Here is a 17,163-nt window from a genome sequence, read left to right as displayed (position 1 = left end):
CTCACTTATAAACAACTACTTGCGCGACAAACGCGATTCTTCCAAATCCAGGGAATACTCGATCTCTTTAATAACATCACTGTCAAAGGCCTTGCTTTCCTTGATCTTGTACAGGCCGTCACGACGTAGCGCCAAAAGTTCCAACATAATTTTATTATAGAGCCCCCTTACTGCAGAAAGCTGCGCACGTGTATCCTCCTCTTTCGCTCGTTCGGATGCATTTACACTCCGGATGATCTGCTCTTTAACACGGGCAATTGTCTCATGCTCCAGCATTTCCTTTGCGTAATGTTTATCCAGATACGCAATAGATTCTTTACCAAGACGTACCCGAATCTCATCGATTTGCTCCTCCATTGAAGCTTGCTCATCGACCTCTTCAATTTTTATCAATTTAATCAACAAAGGCAATGTAAGCCCCTGAAAAACAAGCGTCACTAAAATCACCACAAATGTAATGAACAAAATCAGATTTCGGTGTGGGAAGGCCGTTCCATCATATAAAGTCAATGGTATTGCTAATGCTGATGCCAAAGAAACCACTCCGCGCATACCGGCCCAACCAACGACCAGGGGTAATTTCCACCCTGGACTCTTTTCCTTGATGCGGACCCGTTTGAATAATATCCTGGGAACAAAAGCCGAAAGATAAACGGCGATTAATCGCAAAACAATAACAATTACACAAATCGCCAATGCATAATCAATAGCTTCCTCCATGGAGTATTCCCCCAAACCATTGATGATCACCGGGAGTTCAAGTCCAATGAGGATAAAGACAAATCCATTTAAGAGAAAACCCACTGTCGCCCACACTTCTTTGGTTTGGATCCGTGTATGATAGTTGAGGTAATCCCCTGCCCGGAAGGAAAGAAACAATCCGCCACTAACCACGGCCAAGACCCCCGACCACTCAAAATGCTCCGCAACAATATACATCAGGTAAGGTGCAATAAGGGTTATGGGTGTTGAAATACTCGACGACTTAGCAACATAACGTAGGAATATATAGAGGATGTGACCGATGACCAGACCAACGACAACACCCATGACCGATAACATCAGAAACTGCGTCGTCGCATTGCTCATCACAAACTGGCCAGTAAGAATCGCAATGGATGCAAATCTAAATACCGTCAATGAGGCTGCATCATTCACCAGGCTTTCCCCTTCCAATATCGCAATTCCACGTTTAGGAATGCTTACTCCTTTCAGGACAGAACTAGCAGCCACGGCATCTGGAGGAGAGATAATCCCACCCAGTAAAAAGCCCAGCGCCAAGGTAAATCCCGGAATAATACTGACCGAAAAGTAGGCAATCGCCAGCGATGTGAAGAAGACCAAACCAAAGCCCATGATAAAAATAGACCGTCGCCACTTTAGAAAATTCCCCCAATTGGTATACCAGGCTGCTTCAAAAAGTAAGGGTGGCAAAAATACCATAAACACGATATCAGGATCAACACTTATGACAGGTGCCCCGGGGATCAACGAGATCACAAGTCCGCCAACAACCAACAGAATGGGGTAAGAGATCTTGAGGCGTTGACTCAGCACAAATAACATGGCCATAAAGAAAAACAGCACCATCACCAATAACAGGTTACTGTGAATTTTCTGACCTGCCTTTCCACCTACGGCCGCTTTCACATCCGCATAAGGTGCCGACATGGACATGCTGTATTGACGAAGCTTCCATTCATTATCCTGCTTACTTAATACGCCCACGCCACGAAAGGACTTGGTATTGATCTTAAACGTTTCATCAAACCAGGCCGTCGTGCTATCGGCATTAAAGCTGATATGCCGCTTGTCATAGGTGTAAGTCCAGGCATTTTTGGGATTGAAATATTGATCGCTGAACTTCTCTGCATGGGCTTTATCCCACCTTTCATCATGATCAGTACCCAAAATAACTCCATCTGAAGCAATAACATTCAAAAATGGACCATACTTTACCTCACCCGAAGTTTTGTGCCAACGATCCAGTAGCCCATTGATTTCGTCCATAGGCTGCTGGGCACTTGTCGGAAAGACAAATAAAATTAAACTAAGAAAACAATACGTACCTAAAATGATCTTTCTAATCATACATTATAAAACTTCGTAATAGCTAAGACAATCCTCTTCCGATGAGATCAGTCTTAAAACAAAAAGCTGCATAGGCAGCTTTTTATCTTTATTTAATTATTTCTTCAATTTCGCGGATAATCTTCTGCGCGATCTGCTCAGCAGCTTCAGGCGTAGGTCCCTCCGAGTAAATCCGAATAATCGGTTCGGTATTCGATTTACGTAAATGAACCCATTCATTTTCAAAGTCTATTTTCAATCCATCGATTGTTGAATGGTCTTCATTTTTATATTTTTCCTCCATTTTGGCCAATAAGTTGTCAATGTCCAATTCCGGAGTCAGTGTAATCTTGTTTTTTGACATAAAGTACTGCGGTAAAGAGGCGCGGTATTCGGAGGCTTTTTTACCAAGTTTAGCCAGATGTGTCAAGAAGATCGCTACCCCTACCAGTGCATCACGGCCATAGTGAGATGCAGGATAGATAACACCGCCATTTCCTTCTCCGCCAATTACCGCATCCACTTCCTTCATCTTTGTAACCACGTTGACTTCACCAACAGCAGCGGCATAATATTCGCCACCATGTGCTTTAGTCACATCACGCAGTGCGCGTGTAGAAGATAAATTAGAAACTGTATTTCCTTTTTTATGCTGCAATAAATAATCTGCTACTGCCACTAAGGTATATTCTTCACCAAATAGCTCACCATCCTCCATCATAAAGACCAATCGATCTACATCTGGATCTACAGCAATCCCTAAATCAGCTTTGTTTTCAATAACCGCAGCTGATAGATCTGTCAAATTCTCTTTTAATGGTTCGGGATTATGCGGAAACTGACCATTCGGCTCACAATGGATTTTATAGATTGTCTGCACACCAAGCGCATCCAATAAGGCAGGTATAAATGTACCACCTGTACTGTTTACGGCATCCAAAGCAACTTTAAAATTAGCGGCTTTAATAGCTTCCTTATCAACATATTCCAACGCTAATACAGCGTCTACATGTTTCTGAAAATATGAATAGTCTTTATGAACCTGTCCTAATGCTTCAACTTCGGAAAAATCAAAGTCTAAGGATTCACCAAGGGCCAATACCTCTTGCCCTTCGGCATCTGAAATAAATTCGCCCTTTGCATTCAGTAACTTTAGTGCATTCCATTGACCTGGATTGTGTGAAGCAGTCAAAATAATACCACCAGCAGCTTTTTCCATAGGTACAGCGATCTCTACCGTTGGCGTTGTTGAAAGACCTAAATCAACCACATTAACACCGATGCTTTGCAAGGTACCAATCACCAAATTACTTACCATCTCACCAGAAACACGCGCATCTCTTCCAACAACAATTTTTTTGATACCACTCTGCTTAACAATTATTTTGCCATAAGCAGCTGTAAACTTAACGATATCTATTGGGGTAAGTGCCTCTCCAGCACGCCCGCCTATCGTACCTCGAATTCCTGATATTGATTTAATTAAAGTCATTTCTTTTGAATTGATTAACGTGTAAATTTAGCACAATGGCAATAAAATATCGAATTAAAATTATAATTAATGAATATTTAACGTATATTTGTTGCAACAAAGTTGTTTTTAAAAGAAACAACCGTTTGCAATGAAATTATTTTTACTTTTGAAAAGTGAGTTTTTAAAGTTTGGGAATTTCATTGTCATCAGCAACATTTATGATTCAACAATTAGTACACATCGATCAAGAGATTTTTCTGGCCATTAATCAGGGCTTGAGTAACCCCGTGTTTGATTGGTTATTGCCTATACTACGCAATCCATATACCTGGGCCCCCTTGTATTTATTTCTGATCATATTTTTCATAAAGACCTATGGAAAAACGGGAATTCTAATTGTTGCCATGACCTTGGTTACCTTCGGAATTTCCGATGGTATATCATCTCATTTGATCAAAAAGACTGTAAAAAGGATTAGACCATGTAACGACGTGGAGTTTAAAGAAAATGTCAACATCCGGGTGCGATGCGGCTCCGGCTTTAGCTTTACCTCCTCTCATGCGGCCAATCATTTTTCCCTTGCTTTTTTCTGGATTGTACTTTTCCGGAGAAGATGGAAACATGTGCTTTGGCTTTGTATTACCTGGGCAACCCTAATTTCAGTCTCTCAAATTTATGTTGGTGTCCATTACCCGTTTGATGTCCTCTGTGGTTCAGCCTTAGGTATCCTGGTTGGATTGGCAACAGGCTACTTATTCAAACGGTTTGTGCCTAGCTTTTTTAAAACTGAACACGTATAATGAATTCAATTTTATTGATTTTAATTTTATTCATACCTGCATTTGCAAGTGGAATTGCTGTATTTTTTGTACAAAAGAAAGGAACCAGTTTCCTTAAACTCATCCTTTCTTTCAGTGGAGCCTATTTATTCTCTATTACGGTACTGCACCTCATTCCGCATGTCTATCAGTCTAACAATACTTCACCTGAGGTATTGGGTATTTATGTGCTTGCTGGATTTCTTTTCCAGCTCTTTCTTGAACAGTTCTCCCAAGGGATCGAGCATGGCCATATCCATACCGACAATGATCACGACCACCACAATCATCGTTTTCCAATAGGTATTATGTTCAGTCTATGTCTTCATGCTTTCCTTGAAGGCATGCCACTCGCGGCAACACATCAGACTGAACTTGCACTAGGCATATCCATCCACCACATTCCGGCGGCATTTGCATTGGGAAGTATTCTAATAAGCACGCATTTAAAGAAAAACACCATCCTCATTACACTAGCTTTATTTGCAGCAATGACCCCTTTTGGCTTTTTGCTGAGCAAAGCCATCAGTGCAGGTGAAGTAGGCAATATCCAGCAATATTTTGATAAAATCATGGCCGTGGTTATTGGTATCTTCTTGCACATATCGACAACGATACTTTTTGAATCGGGCTCAATTGACCATCATAAATTCAATAAAAAGAAAATGATTGCTGTGATAGCCGGTGTTGCTATTGCACTCGGAAGTTTCTTATTTGTCGGAGAACATGATCATGGGCACGATCAGCATCAACAACCGCATGATCATGAACATCATGACCATGCGCATTAATTTCTTTAGCCGCGAAGTTTATCCAACAGTGCACTTAAAGTCATTGCCTCTTCTTCGCTAATTCGATCGGGTAAAAGATCCTTCATCAACATATCCTCATCTAAACTCTTAAGAATCTCGAGGCCCTTCTCAGTGATAACCAAATCCACTGCCCTTTTATCACCACCCGATTGACAACGTGAAACCAATTCTTTGGAAACCATGCGATCAATCATACGCGAAATATCTGGTGTAGTACTCAACATTCTTGATTTAATCAGATTATTGGTTGCAGGCTTGGGATATTGGCCCCTCAATATGCGCAAGACATTAAACTGTTTCAAAGTGATTCCTTCTTTGGCAGCACGCTGTTCAAGCTCATTGTTAATCCAATTGTACGTGTAAAGAATATTTACCGTACAACGATGCCATTCATTGCTGAATTTACTTACTTTGATTTCGTCCTCAATCTTCATTCTGGTTGATAATTAATCGTTCTGAATAGTAAAGATAGCTGTTTTTTACTAAATACATAACTATGACATTAGAATCATTCTAAATGGTAGAAATTCTGTATATTTGAAGAATTCAAAAAAACAGGCAGATGCGTAATAGAACTAGCTTAGATAAGCTAAAAAAAGGGGAAAAAGCGGTAATTATAGATTTTGATTCACACGAAATTCCAGCTAAATTTTTCGAATTGGGGTTTATACCCGGTACTGAAGTAGAGGTGAAACATATCGCACCTTTGGACGGTCCTATATGTCTAAATATTAGTGCTAATAACGCCTTAATTGCTATCCGCAAATCAGAAGCTAAAGTCATCCTTATTGATCAGAAATAATGAATAACCCGATTATTGCACTTTTGGGTAATCCAAATGTGGGTAAAACATCTCTATTTAACCGGATTACAAAATTAAATCAGAAAGTAGGAAATTATCCCGGTATTACGGTCGAAAAACGTGAGGGGCAAGTTAAAGCCAACAACAAAGTTTATCGTATTATTGACTTACCGGGCACATATACCCTGTTCCCAAGTTCATTGGACGAAGAAGTTGTTTTCAACACTTTAGTCAATAAAGAAAGCAGTTTCAGACCAAACCTCGTCGTTGTCGTCGCTGAACCTACGAACCTAAAACGGTCTATTATTCTTTATCAACAAGCCCGGGAACTCGGTCTGCCGGCCATCTTTGTCATCAATATGATTGATGAAGCCAAAGAAAAAGGAATTACAATCGATGTTCAAAAACTTGAACACCTATTAAATACTAAAGTATACGAAACCAATGCACGTACGGGGCAAGGTATCGATCAGCTGATCAAAAACTTTGATGCTGTTCCGCCCATGTATATCAGCAAATTCAGTCTACCAACGGAAGCTGATGCAGCATTAGAGGAAACTAAACGTCTTTTCCCATTAGATACGGAATACCACACCTGGCAATACCTGGCCAAAGGCGAAGTATCCTTTTTATCGAAGGAAAAAAATCAGGCTATTCAGCAAATCCGTGAAAAATATCAATTGCGGGCCGAGAAGCTGCAAAAAGACGAAGCCATATTGCGCAGTAAATCCCTAGATAGCAGCCTTGCTGAAATCTATGTAAAGGATGAATCCTCGAATAAAAACAAAACCAATACGATTGATAGCATCCTGCTTCACCCAATCTTTGGTTATGTCATCTTCTTTGGTATCCTCTTTTTAATCTTCCAGGCAATTTATACCTGGTCTGGACCAGCCATGGATTTTATCGATGGCTTATTTGGTGATCTTGCAGCCTATACGCAAACAGCACTTCCTGCAGGACCTCTGACCGATTTGCTCAGCAATGGTATTATCAAAGGTATTGGCGGGATTGTAATCTTCATTCCACAGATTGTTATTTTATACATCTTTATCTCGATCATGGAAGAAACGGGCTATATGAGCCGTGTTGTTTTCCTGATGGACCGCTGGCTGCGTCCCTTTGGTCTAAATGGAAAATCAGTGATTCCATTGATTTCCGGAGTGGCCTGTGCTGTTCCTGCAGTCATGTCTGCACGTAACATCGAAAATAGCAAAGAAAGACTGGTCACTATTCTGGTAACACCTTTTATGACCTGCTCAGCACGTCTCCCTATTTATATCGTTCTGATCGGACTGGTGATACCGGACACGAAATTAGGAGGCTTTCAAATACAAGGGATTGTATTGTTTGTGATGTACCTGCTTGGCATATTCGCAGCTTTGCTATCCGCGATTATCCTGACCAAAGTCATCAAATCAAAACACAAATCATTTCTCATCTTTGAACTCCCCACCTATAAGACTCCGGATTGGAAAAATGTAGCCTTAAATGTCTGGGAAAAAGCATCAAGCTTTGTCTTCGGCGCAGGTAAAATTATTTTAGCCATTTCTGTTATACTCTGGGCATTAGGTAGTTTTGGTCCAAACGACAAATTTAGCCAAGCAGAAGAATATGTAACAAAAAATAACCCCAACCTGTCCGAAGCAGATTTGGAGCATGAAGTTTCATCATATCGTCTGGAACACTCCTTCCTTGGTTATCTTGGCATGGCTATTGAACCTGTTGTTAAACCATTGGGCTATGACTGGAAGATGGGCATAGGTCTCATTTCTTCCTTTGCTGCCCGTGAAGTGTTTGTGGGCACAATGGCAACAGTATATAGCCTTGGTGATGAAGTGGATATCGAAGATGAAGCATCTAAAACAACGGTATTAGGCAAAATGAAAAGCGAAATTAACCGGAATACCGGTTTACCGGCTTACAATTTAGCTTCCGGTGTATCCTTATTACTGTTCTATGCTTTTGCTATGCAATGTATGAGTACAATTGCGGCAGTAAAAAGGGAAACAGGCTCATGGAAATGGACTTTAATACAGCTTGGTTTTATGACAGGTTTGGCCTATTTCAGTGCCTTAATTGCTTATCAACTTTTAAAATAAAAAGCTATGGATAATTTAACAGTACAATATCTCATCGTAGGAATTCTCGTCTTGGCGGCTGTATGGTATGTCGTTAAAAATGTCCGAAAATCATTAAAGGGCAAGTCTAGCTGCTCGAAAGGCTGTGGATGCGACTGCAGCGGAGAAAAAACACAAAAAGCAAATTAATTTATCTTTTTGAGTAGCATTTGCAAATAAGATTTCGTTATTAGCTAGAGTGGCCAAAAATCACACTAGCTACTAATTCATAAAGCGCCGTATTTCTAAATTACGGCGCTTTCTATTTCTTAGCCAAAAACATGGCTCCCGCCATTGTTTATAAAAAAACAACGAAATACATTAAAAGCACAACAGAATGTGCACAAATACCTAAGTGTTTTATTAACTTTATGCGCTTAGGGCAAAAGATGCACTGGGAGCCACGTTATTCGTCGGCACATCATACAGCGGCAGCAATTTTGACCAATTCGATTCTGGTAAGGAGTAAAGTCTTCACAGGTTTCCCCTGCCAAGGATCGGTCAAAACAGACTAGTAACCGTATTAACCATACACATGGAGAAACAGAACAATAAGGAAGAATTAAAAAGAGGACTTCAAAATAGACATATTCAATTAATTGCCCTGGGTGGTGCAATTGGTACAGGCTTATTTCTAGGTATCGGAAAGGCTGCCACACTAGCTGGGCCGGCAGTTATACTCGGCTATGCTTTCGCTGGAATTATTGCTTTTTTTATTATGCGCCAATTGGGCGAGATGGTCGTTGAAGAACCTGTTTCAGGAAGTTTTAGCTACTTCGCCAATAAATATTGGGGTTCTTTTGCAGGTTATGCTTCGGGCTGGAACTATTGGGTCCTGTATATCTTGGTAAGCATGGCCGAACTTACAGCAATAGGCGTTTATGTGCAGTTCTGGTGGCCTGAAATACCCCTATGGGCATCAAGTTTATTTTTCTTCTTTGCAATCAACGCCCTTAATCTTGCCTCTGTCAAAATTTATGGCGAGACGGAATTTTGGTTTTCTATCATTAAGGTTATTGCGATCATCGCAATGATTGTTTTTGGTGTATACTTACTGGTAAGCGGTACTGGAGGTGAGCAGGCAAGTCTCAGCAACCTGACTTCACATGGCGGTTTTTTCCCAAAAGGCTGGTTTAGCGAAACATCGGATGGCAATTTTGAAGGTCTCCTTTCGGCCATGGCATTGATTATGTTTTCTTTCGGTGGTCTAGAGTTGGTTGGTATTACTGCTGCAGAAGCCGAACATCCCGAAAAGAACATCCCCAAAGCGACCAACCAGGTGATCTATCGGATCTTGATCTTTTATGTAGGTGCACTCATTATTCTTTTCTCTTTGACACCGTGGACGAATATCACCGCCGATACAAGTCCTTTTGTACTGGTATTTGACAAACTTAATGGATTTGAATTTACCCTCTTTGGAAAGACTTTCTATTTCACAAAAATTATCGCAAATGCGCTAAATCTCATTGTTCTTACCGCCGCATTATCAGTATATAATAGCAGTGTGTACAGCAACAGCAGAATGCTATATGGACTGGCAGAACAGGGGAATGCCCCTCGTTTTCTTTCGAAACTCAACAAGAATCATGCGCCTATTAACGCAATTTTGGTCTCGGCACTTTTCGCTGCGATCTGTGTATTTATCAACTATATTGCGCCGAAAAATGCCTTGGAGATCTTGATGTCGCTTGTGGTATCTTCACTGATTATAAACTGGGTCATGATTTCCATTACACATTTGTATTTCAGAAAAAATAAACTCGATGCCCACTTACAGACCAAGTTTCCATCCTTTCTATATCCCCTAAGTAACTATATCTGTCTGATCTTTTTGATCGCTGTACTTGGCATCATGTGGATCACAGGAATGAAACTTCCGGTAGAATTGATCCCCGCTTGGCTTATATTACTCTATGTGAGTTATGTTTTGATCAAAAGAAAGAAATCTTAGTTCACAGAACCTCGATCTTATCAATAAAAAAAGCCTGATTCATTGCATGAATCAGGCTTTTTTGCTAAAATTTAAAGCGGGTATTCCTCCTCGAGAATAGCAAATTCATAATTATCGCTCCAACCATCTTTTAACGGCAAAATTTTCCGTCTGCGAGCCTCTTTGACCATGCCGACTTTCTCCATTACTTTAGCGGAAGCGATATTTTCAACCGCACAACCGCCCTCAATTCTATGAAAATTAAGTTCCTTGAAACCAAATGTCAGGATTCGGTTCAATGCCTCTGTTGCATAGCCCTTATTCCACATTGTCGGAACAAGCTTAAACCATACTTCTGCATTTCGATAGCGTAGCTTGACAACGCTGATATTAATTAGACCAATAAACTCCTTTCCTTCTAGAGTTTCTATATAAAAGGTATAATCCTTTCGGACATCGGATTCATGGATTTGCGCTGACCAAGCTTCCACCATTTGCGCCGTATGGGCTATTCCATCCGGAAATCCACTCGGATTAAACAATGCAGATTCAGGGTACATTAATAGGGAATGGATATTTTCCAAATCTATTTTCTCTACGGATCTGAGCTTGAGCCGTTCTGTTTTAATTTCCATTTTTAAAATTACACAAATGGCTTATTTTCTGCTGCCATTTGACACTAATAACTAAAACAATCCCAGCTGTGTGCCTGCATCGGGTAAGCGAAAAAGATCCCTTCTCAAGGATGGGAGCGTCCCATTATTCATATATTTCTTGACAGAAAGCTTGAATAAATGCTGTAAACTCTCGGCCATATGACCATCCCCTTTTATCCTCCGCCCGAAATCGGTATCGTTAATTTTTCCACCATGACAGGCTTCAATCCAATGTAATACCTTCTCAGCACGGTCAGGGTAGTTCTGATAGAGCCAATCCTTAAAGATACCACCGATCTGTCCATTGAGCCGCACGATGGTATAAGAGGCTGTAATTGCGCCCGCATCTGCCCCCGAACGAATCAGATCTGAAATCTCATCACTATTGATCCCCGGAACAATGGGTGCCATCATCAGCATGACGGGTACACCAATCCCTGTCAATCCCTCGATCAGTTTCAACCGGGCCGATGCCGTTGCAGTACGTGGTTCCATTTTCTGACGTACCTCCTCGCGCAACGAATTGATGGTTACTGCAACGGAAACCAGATTGCGTGCTGCAAGTTCACGCAAAAGATCAAAATCCCGCCGCATCAGTACATTTTTGCTGATGATAGAGACCGGATGCTGGTATTTGACCATCAATTCTAAAAGCGAACGTGTGATACCCAGCTTCCGTTCAATAGGTTGATAACAGTCTGTATTACCGGAAAGCATAATCAAATCGGGCTGATAGCTCGATTTTCTAAACTCCTGTTCGAGAAGCTGAGCGGCATTATGTTTTACCAAGATCTTACGCTCAAAATCCAATCCTGCACTAAAACCCCAATACTCATGCGAATTGCGCGCATAACAGTAAATACACCCATGTTCACAGCCCTGATAGGGATTAATGGATCTTTCAAAACGGAGATCCGGACTATTTGACTTGGAAATAATGGATTTTGGATGAGTCGGAATAAATTGTGTTTTTTCGGCCCCCAAAAACTCCTCATCCAGCCCTTCAACATGCTCCTGCACGTATTGGTTAGAAAAAAATTTGTTATTGGGATTGATCTGCGCCCCTCTACCCTTAAAATATTCTGACGAATTCATAAGTTAAAATTACTAAAATTATTAGTAATATCAAATTAAGATTTCTCAATCTTTATAGCGGAAAGTGAATATCTTCGAATTAGAAGCCCAGATAAGTCGCATTTTAAACCAAACAAAAAATCCCTATACTGTCGTTACAGGATAGGGATTAAAATTCTTATGCTAGATCTCAGTCCAGCTTCTTCTTATTTCATTAAGAAACCACCACCGAGTAGATCATTGCCTTCATAAAAAACGGCCGATTGTCCAGGAGCAATACCTTTCACATTGTGTACAAAATCAATGCGCACTTTATCGCCTTCTTGGGAGATGGTCGACAAAGCACCAGAATCTTTATAACGTACCTTTGAAATTGCTTCCATCGGTTGATCCAGTCCGGCATATTTCACAAAGTTCACATTGCGAACATAGGCATGTGACTTTTCAAGTTCGTGTTCTTCACCCAATACCACCGTATTACTTTCTGGAAGGATTTCGATCACAAACATCGGTTTACCCAAGGCAATACCTAAGCCTTTACGTTGACCGATGGTGAAATAAGGATAGCCAATATGTTTACCGACGACGGTACCATCGGAAAGGATAAAATTACCCCGACCAATTTGTTGATCCAATGTTGGCACCTTATGTCTCAAAAACGCACGGTAGTCGTTGTCAGGAACGAAACAGATTTCATAACTTTCAGACTTATTGGCCAATTCTTTTTGTCCCATATCCAAAGCCATCTGACGAATTTCCTTTTTCGTGAAAGATCCTAAAGGAAACTGCGTCCGCGCAAGGTTTTCTTGAGACACGCCCCATAGAACATAAGATTGATCTTTATTTTCATCCTTACCTTTTGATATCACATAGCGACCATTGTCGTGCATACGGATATTGGCATAGTGCCCGGTAGCGATAAATTCACAGTCCAATTTGTCAGCACGTTTCATTAAAGCCTCCCATTTAATGTGGGTATTACACAATACGCATGGGTTAGGCGTGCGTCCAGCAATATATTCTTCTACAAAATTATCAATCACAAAATCTCCAAACTCATCACGTATATCTAATATATAATGAGGGAAACCATAGTTTACGGCTAATGTACGAGCGTCATTGATACTATCAAGGCTACAACATCCGGTCTCTTTCGACGAACCACCTGCGGATGCATAATCCCATGTCTTCATCGTGATACCGATAACTTCATATCCTTGTTCGTGGAGCATGACAGAAGCAACGGAGCTATCTACCCCTCCACTCATTGCAACTAAAACTCTTCCTCTTTTACTCATCTCTAATTATTGAAATGCAAAGATACAGCTTATTCCTTTTCCTATATGTTAGTTTCTTGTAATTTTATCTCGATCAAAATCAACACGTTCGAAAAAAGTACGAAAATAATCTGCATAAAAGTTTTAGAATTCAAATTATCGGACTATATTTGCATCGCAATAGGGGAACAAACCCATAGCAAAAAAGCGGTGCCATAGCTCAGCTGGTAGAGCAAAGGACTGAAAATCCTTGTGTCCCTGGTTCGAACCCAGGTGGCACCACGCTTCAATCTGATGATCACAGATTTAAATAAAAGGTCAACTGGTGCCATAGCTCAGCTGGTAGAGCAAAGGACTGAAAATCCTTGTGTCCCTGGTTCGAACCCAGGTGGCACCACAAAAAAAGCTTGTTCATTGAACAGGCTTTTTTTGTTTTAGCTAACTGCATTTCATACAACTTCCCCTTCACCTCTGCTGTGTAGAACATGTACCATATCCCTACTACTCGATTTCGATGGGCGATGTTTTCATTGATTGAAGGGCAATATCAAAAAACGATCATGGATTTTGGAAATGAACCGGAGTTGTGACCTCAAAACCACACAAGTTTAATTTCCAAAATCCAATCGCTGCTCTGCTACGATTCAGCAATAATAGAGCGATCCAGATGCACATAGCCACCGTCCACATGGATCAATTGGCCAGTTGTATGACTTGACTTGTTAGACAGCAAAAAGACTGTTGTATCGGCGATTTCTTCCGCTGTCGTCATGCGATGCTCCAATGGAATGCGATCCGTAATTTTCTTCAAGGTCTCCTCCGGATTTGATAAGGTTTGAATCCAGGTATCGTATTGCGGAGTGGCACATTCTGCCACGATAATGGCATTTACACGAATCGAATAAGGCAACAATTCTACAGCCCACTCGCGTGTAAGCGCATTACGTCCACCATTGGATGCCGCATAAGCCGAGGTATTTCCCTGTCCTGTTTCGCCAGTTTTGGACGAAATATTCACAATACTGCCCTTAGAAGCTTTCAATGCATCCAAAGCGTGGTGTGCCATCAGATAGTAGTGAATTAAGTTCTTATGCAGAGAAGCAACAAATTTTTCATAATTACCTGAAGCTAATCCGACACCATCATTTTGTCCGGCATTATTCACCAAACCATCGATACGGCCATATACTTCCAATGTTTTCTGGACGGCTCGTTCACAATCTTCGGGTTTAGATAACTCCGCCTCAATACAGAGTGCATCCACACCAAATTGCTTGATTTCTTCCTTGACTTTTTCATTATCCGCCTGTTTACGGCCAACAATGACCGGAATAGCCTGTTCTTTAGCTAACGCATGAACTACGGCCCGCCCGATTCCTTTTGCTCCGCCGGTAACAATAACAACTTTATCTCTTAAATGAAGATCCATAATACTTTTATTGAATGGTTTGTTTCATTGATTGTGATTAACATTCGCAACAATGAACTCGTTCTCTGGTTATTGATTAATTTTATATTGGCGTTATTCAGCCCATTTATCCGGCTTCATGGCCAATAAAAAACTTCAGCATGTTATTTTTCCCTTTCATAACATGCTGAAGTTTTTCCTTTTAAAGATTATATACACGTATAGCGTTCTCTGCCCAAAATGCGTTCTTCTCTGCAGCTGTAAATTGCCCTAGTTTATCTTCAACTATGGCAATACTTTCTTCGTAAGATGCAGCCAATAGACATACAGGCCAATCTGACCCGTACATAATGCGCTCCTTTCCAAAACGTGCAAAGATATGCTCCAGATATTGTTTAAAATCATCAAGCTTCCATCCTTCCCAATCGGCCTCTGTGGCAAGTCCAGAAACTTTACATACGACATTTGGAAGAGCAGCTAGCGCATCGATAAACGTGGCCCACTCATCAAATGCCTTCGACTTGATTGGCGGTTTGGCAATATGATCCAACACAAATTGTAGATTTGGATTTTGCTGCACACAGTCTAGCGTTGCTGCATAATGACGTGGACGGATGAGCAGATCATAAGTATAACCATAATCTGCCAATGCCTTCAGTCCATTTAGTACGGCAGGGCGGATAAGAAAATCAGGATCCGCTTCTCCTTCAACAATGTGACGAAATCCTTTGATGACCGTGTCTGATTGATAGCCATCCAACTGTTGTCGAATATCTGCTGCTTGAAGATCAATCCAGCCCACAACGCCTTTAATAAAAGGATAATCATTAGCCAGCTGAACCAAATAAGCAGTCTCTTCTTTGGATTGATCTGCCTGAACAGCAACACTCCCTCCGAATCCATTTCGTTCAAGCACAAACTGAATATCTAAAGGACTGAAATCACGTCTTATGACCTGCATTTCTTCGGTAATCCAACTATCTCTAATTGGGTCGAATTTCCAGAAATGCTGATGGGTATCTATACGCATAATGAAATGAAAACCTGATGAGCAATTAATTTTTTGAATACGCTACAACAGTCTGACGGGACTCCCCAAGACCATCTGCTCCTAACTCGATAACATCGCCAGGCTTCAAGTAAATCGGTGGATTAAATCCTAACCCAACACCTGCAGGTGTACCTGTTGAAATAACGTCGCCAGGCAACAAGGTCATAAATTTAGACACATACGATACCACATGTGCTACCGAAAAGATCAAATCCTTGGTATTGCCATCCTGATAGGTTTTTCCGTTTACCTTTAACCATAAACGCACATTGTTGATGTCTTTGATTTCCTCTTTTGTCGCCATGAAGGGTCCCATTGGTGCGAAAGTATCACATCCTTTTCCTTTATCCCAGGTACCGCCACGTTCCAACTGATACTCACGTTCGGAAACATCATTGTGCAACACATATCCAACCACATAATCCAAGGCCTCATGCTCTTCTACATAAGAGGCTTTTTTACCGATCACGATACAGAACTCCACTTCCCAATCTGTTTTTAGCGAATCTTTAGGAATCATCACATTATCGTATGGACCTACCAACGAAGTGGTCGATTTCATAAAGATAATCGGTTCAGCAGGAATAGGTGCATTGGTCTCCTTTGCATGGTCTAAATAGTTCAATCCAATACAAACAATTTTGGATGGACGGGCAAAAGGTGCTCCGATACGCTCGCCTTGAGGAACTTCAATCAACTTACCTTCATTTGCCTTCACAAATTCTTCTAAACGAGCTAAACCATCCTCAGCAAAGAATTGCTCATTGTAATCACCACCTAATGCGCTTACATCGTAATTTACGCCATCGATCTGAACACCGATTTTCTCTTTTCCTTGAGCTCCAAAACGTATTAATTTCATTTTTATAGTATTGAGATAATAGATATTTTATTTTTAGCTTTTTAATTGTTCAATTTAATAAAACCACCATCAATTGGATAGTCATTTCCAGTGATAAAGCCCGCGTCGTCACTACACAGGAAAAGTGCTAATTTGGCAATTTCCTCCGGTTGTGCCATGCGGCCTATTGGCTGGCTTGCTGATAATTTTTCAAACATTTCTTCCTCTTTTCCAGGATAGTTTTTTGCGATAAATCCATCCACAAATGGCGTATGTACACGTGCAGGCGAAATGCTATTGCAACGAATACCGTATGCCATGTAATCCCTTGCAACAGACATTGACATCGCGTAAATAGCACCTTTGCTCATCGAATAAGCAAAACGATCCGTGATACCAACCCATGCAGCGATGGATGCTAGATTAAGGATTGCTCCAGAACCCTGCGCTTTCATCATCGGCACGATAGCATGCAATGCATTATAAGCGCCCTTAACATTCACATTAAAAACACGCTCAAAATCTTCTGATTGACAATTTTCCAAATTACCAACATGAGCAATACCTGCATTATTTACTAAAATATCAATTTTTCCGATATTTTGTGCTATACCAGTAATTTCTTGCTGGTCAGTTACATTACAACGATTAAACAAAGCCTGGCCACCCAAAGCCAAGATCTCATCAACCACCGCATTACCACCGTCTTCATTCAAATCCAGAATATGAACTTTTGCTCCTTCTGCAGCAAATTGCAGACTGATCGCACGGCCTATCCCACTACCACCACCGGTAATTACAGCTACTTTTTGTTCTAATTTTCCCAT

Annotated in this window: 16 protein-coding genes and 2 tRNA genes; 8 read left to right on the top strand and 10 right to left on the bottom strand. The window is 40.9% G+C overall.

Features of this window, described 5'->3' with window-relative positions; all coding sequences use genetic code 11:
* Positions 1 to 15: 15 nt before the first annotated feature.
* Both L1283_RS00330 and glmM read right to left on the bottom strand, forming a co-directional pair.
* Positions 16 to 2,091 carry a Na+/H+ antiporter gene (locus L1283_RS00330; RefSeq protein ID WP_145329712.1) on the bottom strand — a complete coding sequence of 692 codons (2,076 nt, stop codon included), beginning with the start codon at positions 2,089 to 2,091 and terminating at the stop codon, positions 16 to 18.
* Between the two features lie 88 nt (positions 2,092 to 2,179).
* Complete coding sequence (glmM, locus tag L1283_RS00325; protein WP_286849695.1) at positions 2,180 to 3,562, bottom strand: phosphoglucosamine mutase; 1,383 nt, start codon at positions 3,560 to 3,562, stop codon at positions 2,180 to 2,182.
* A 200-nt stretch (positions 3,563 to 3,762) separates the two neighbouring features.
* Between glmM and L1283_RS00320 the strand changes: the two genes are divergently transcribed.
* Together L1283_RS00320 and L1283_RS00315 are read left to right on the top strand one after the other, a co-directional pair.
* Entirely contained in the window at positions 3,763 to 4,344 is a 582-nt protein-coding gene (locus L1283_RS00320; RefSeq protein WP_075993913.1) for a phosphatase PAP2 family protein, read from the top strand.
* Positions 4,344 to 5,153: a ZIP family metal transporter gene (locus L1283_RS00315; RefSeq protein WP_075993914.1), complete on the top strand. Its 810-nt coding sequence runs from the start codon at positions 4,344 to 4,346 to the stop codon at positions 5,151 to 5,153. Before L1283_RS00320 ends, L1283_RS00315 begins: the two co-directional genes overlap by 1 nt.
* 5 nt (positions 5,154 to 5,158) lie before the next feature.
* On the opposite strand, the gene L1283_RS00310 is transcribed toward L1283_RS00315, so the two are convergent.
* A complete protein-coding gene (locus tag L1283_RS00310) occupies positions 5,159 to 5,608 on the bottom strand; it encodes a MarR family winged helix-turn-helix transcriptional regulator (RefSeq protein WP_075993915.1) in 450 nt (149 codons plus the stop codon).
* 128 nt (positions 5,609 to 5,736) lie between these two features.
* Between L1283_RS00310 and L1283_RS00305 the strand changes: the two genes are divergently transcribed.
* From L1283_RS00305 to L1283_RS00290, 4 genes are all read left to right on the top strand, one after another.
* Positions 5,737 to 5,976, top strand: coding sequence for a FeoA family protein (locus L1283_RS00305; protein WP_046672175.1), 240 nt, complete (start codon positions 5,737 to 5,739; stop codon positions 5,974 to 5,976).
* Positions 5,976 to 8,078 (top strand): ferrous iron transport protein B, encoded by a 2,103-nt coding sequence (gene feoB / locus L1283_RS00300; RefSeq protein ID WP_088162631.1) that lies wholly within the window; start codon positions 5,976 to 5,978, stop codon positions 8,076 to 8,078. Before L1283_RS00305 ends, feoB begins: the two co-directional genes overlap by 1 nt.
* A 6-nt stretch (positions 8,079 to 8,084) precedes the next feature.
* Positions 8,085 to 8,246: a FeoB-associated Cys-rich membrane protein gene (locus tag L1283_RS00295; RefSeq protein WP_145329708.1), complete on the top strand. Its 162-nt coding sequence runs from the start codon at positions 8,085 to 8,087 to the stop codon at positions 8,244 to 8,246.
* A gap of 385 nt (positions 8,247 to 8,631) precedes the next feature.
* Positions 8,632 to 10,050 (top strand): amino acid permease, encoded by a 1,419-nt coding sequence (locus L1283_RS00290; RefSeq protein WP_145329704.1) that lies wholly within the window; start codon positions 8,632 to 8,634, stop codon positions 10,048 to 10,050.
* Positions 10,051 to 10,121: 71 nt separating this feature from the next.
* Here L1283_RS00290 and L1283_RS00285 read toward each other — a convergent pair whose 3' ends face one another.
* The 3 genes from L1283_RS00285 to mnmA all read right to left on the bottom strand — a co-directional run bounded on the left by L1283_RS00285 (position 10,122) and on the right by mnmA (position 13,057).
* Positions 10,122 to 10,664 carry a GNAT family N-acetyltransferase gene (locus tag L1283_RS00285; protein WP_145329702.1) on the bottom strand — a complete coding sequence of 181 codons (543 nt, stop codon included), beginning with the start codon at positions 10,662 to 10,664 and terminating at the stop codon, positions 10,122 to 10,124.
* A 51-nt stretch (positions 10,665 to 10,715) separates the two neighbouring features.
* On the bottom strand, positions 10,716 to 11,780 hold the full coding sequence (locus L1283_RS00280; RefSeq protein WP_145329700.1) for a PA0069 family radical SAM protein: 1,065 nt from the start codon (positions 11,778 to 11,780) through the stop codon (positions 10,716 to 10,718).
* 185 nt (positions 11,781 to 11,965) lie between these two features.
* On the bottom strand, positions 11,966 to 13,057 hold the full coding sequence (mnmA, locus tag L1283_RS00275) for a tRNA 2-thiouridine(34) synthase MnmA (RefSeq protein WP_429625597.1): 1,092 nt from the start codon (positions 13,055 to 13,057) through the stop codon (positions 11,966 to 11,968).
* A gap of 188 nt (positions 13,058 to 13,245) precedes the next feature.
* On the opposite strand from mnmA, the gene L1283_RS00270 reads away from it, so the two are divergent.
* Positions 13,246 to 13,318, top strand: a tRNA-Phe gene (locus L1283_RS00270).
* A 42-nt stretch (positions 13,319 to 13,360) separates the two neighbouring features.
* Positions 13,361 to 13,433, top strand: a tRNA-Phe gene (locus tag L1283_RS00265).
* 240 nt (positions 13,434 to 13,673) lie between these two features.
* Here L1283_RS00265 and L1283_RS00260 read toward each other — a convergent pair.
* The 4 genes from L1283_RS00260 to L1283_RS00245 all read right to left on the bottom strand — a co-directional run bounded on the left by L1283_RS00260 (position 13,674) and on the right by L1283_RS00245 (position 17,163).
* Entirely contained in the window at positions 13,674 to 14,465 is a 792-nt protein-coding gene (locus tag L1283_RS00260) for an SDR family oxidoreductase (RefSeq protein ID WP_120336224.1), read from the bottom strand.
* 181 nt (positions 14,466 to 14,646) lie between these two features.
* On the bottom strand, positions 14,647 to 15,474 hold the full coding sequence (locus tag L1283_RS00255; protein WP_145329698.1) for an amidohydrolase family protein: 828 nt from the start codon (positions 15,472 to 15,474) through the stop codon (positions 14,647 to 14,649).
* 25 nt (positions 15,475 to 15,499) lie between these two features.
* The gene (locus tag L1283_RS00250; RefSeq protein ID WP_145329697.1) at positions 15,500 to 16,357 is read right to left on the bottom strand and encodes a fumarylacetoacetate hydrolase family protein; all 858 of its coding nucleotides are present in this window, start codon (positions 16,355 to 16,357) and stop codon (positions 15,500 to 15,502) included.
* Between the two features lie 41 nt (positions 16,358 to 16,398).
* Positions 16,399 to 17,163, bottom strand: a complete 765-nt coding sequence (locus tag L1283_RS00245; RefSeq protein WP_145329695.1) for an SDR family NAD(P)-dependent oxidoreductase — start codon at positions 17,161 to 17,163, stop codon at positions 16,399 to 16,401.

Origin of the sequence: Sphingobacterium sp. HSC-15S19, from assembly GCF_050433745.1 — a bacterium.
GTDB classification, from domain to species: domain Bacteria; phylum Bacteroidota; class Bacteroidia; order Sphingobacteriales; family Sphingobacteriaceae; genus Sphingobacterium; species Sphingobacterium siyangense.
Note: the sequence above shows the minus strand (reverse complement) of the source record. Positions and strands in the feature narration are given on the sequence as shown.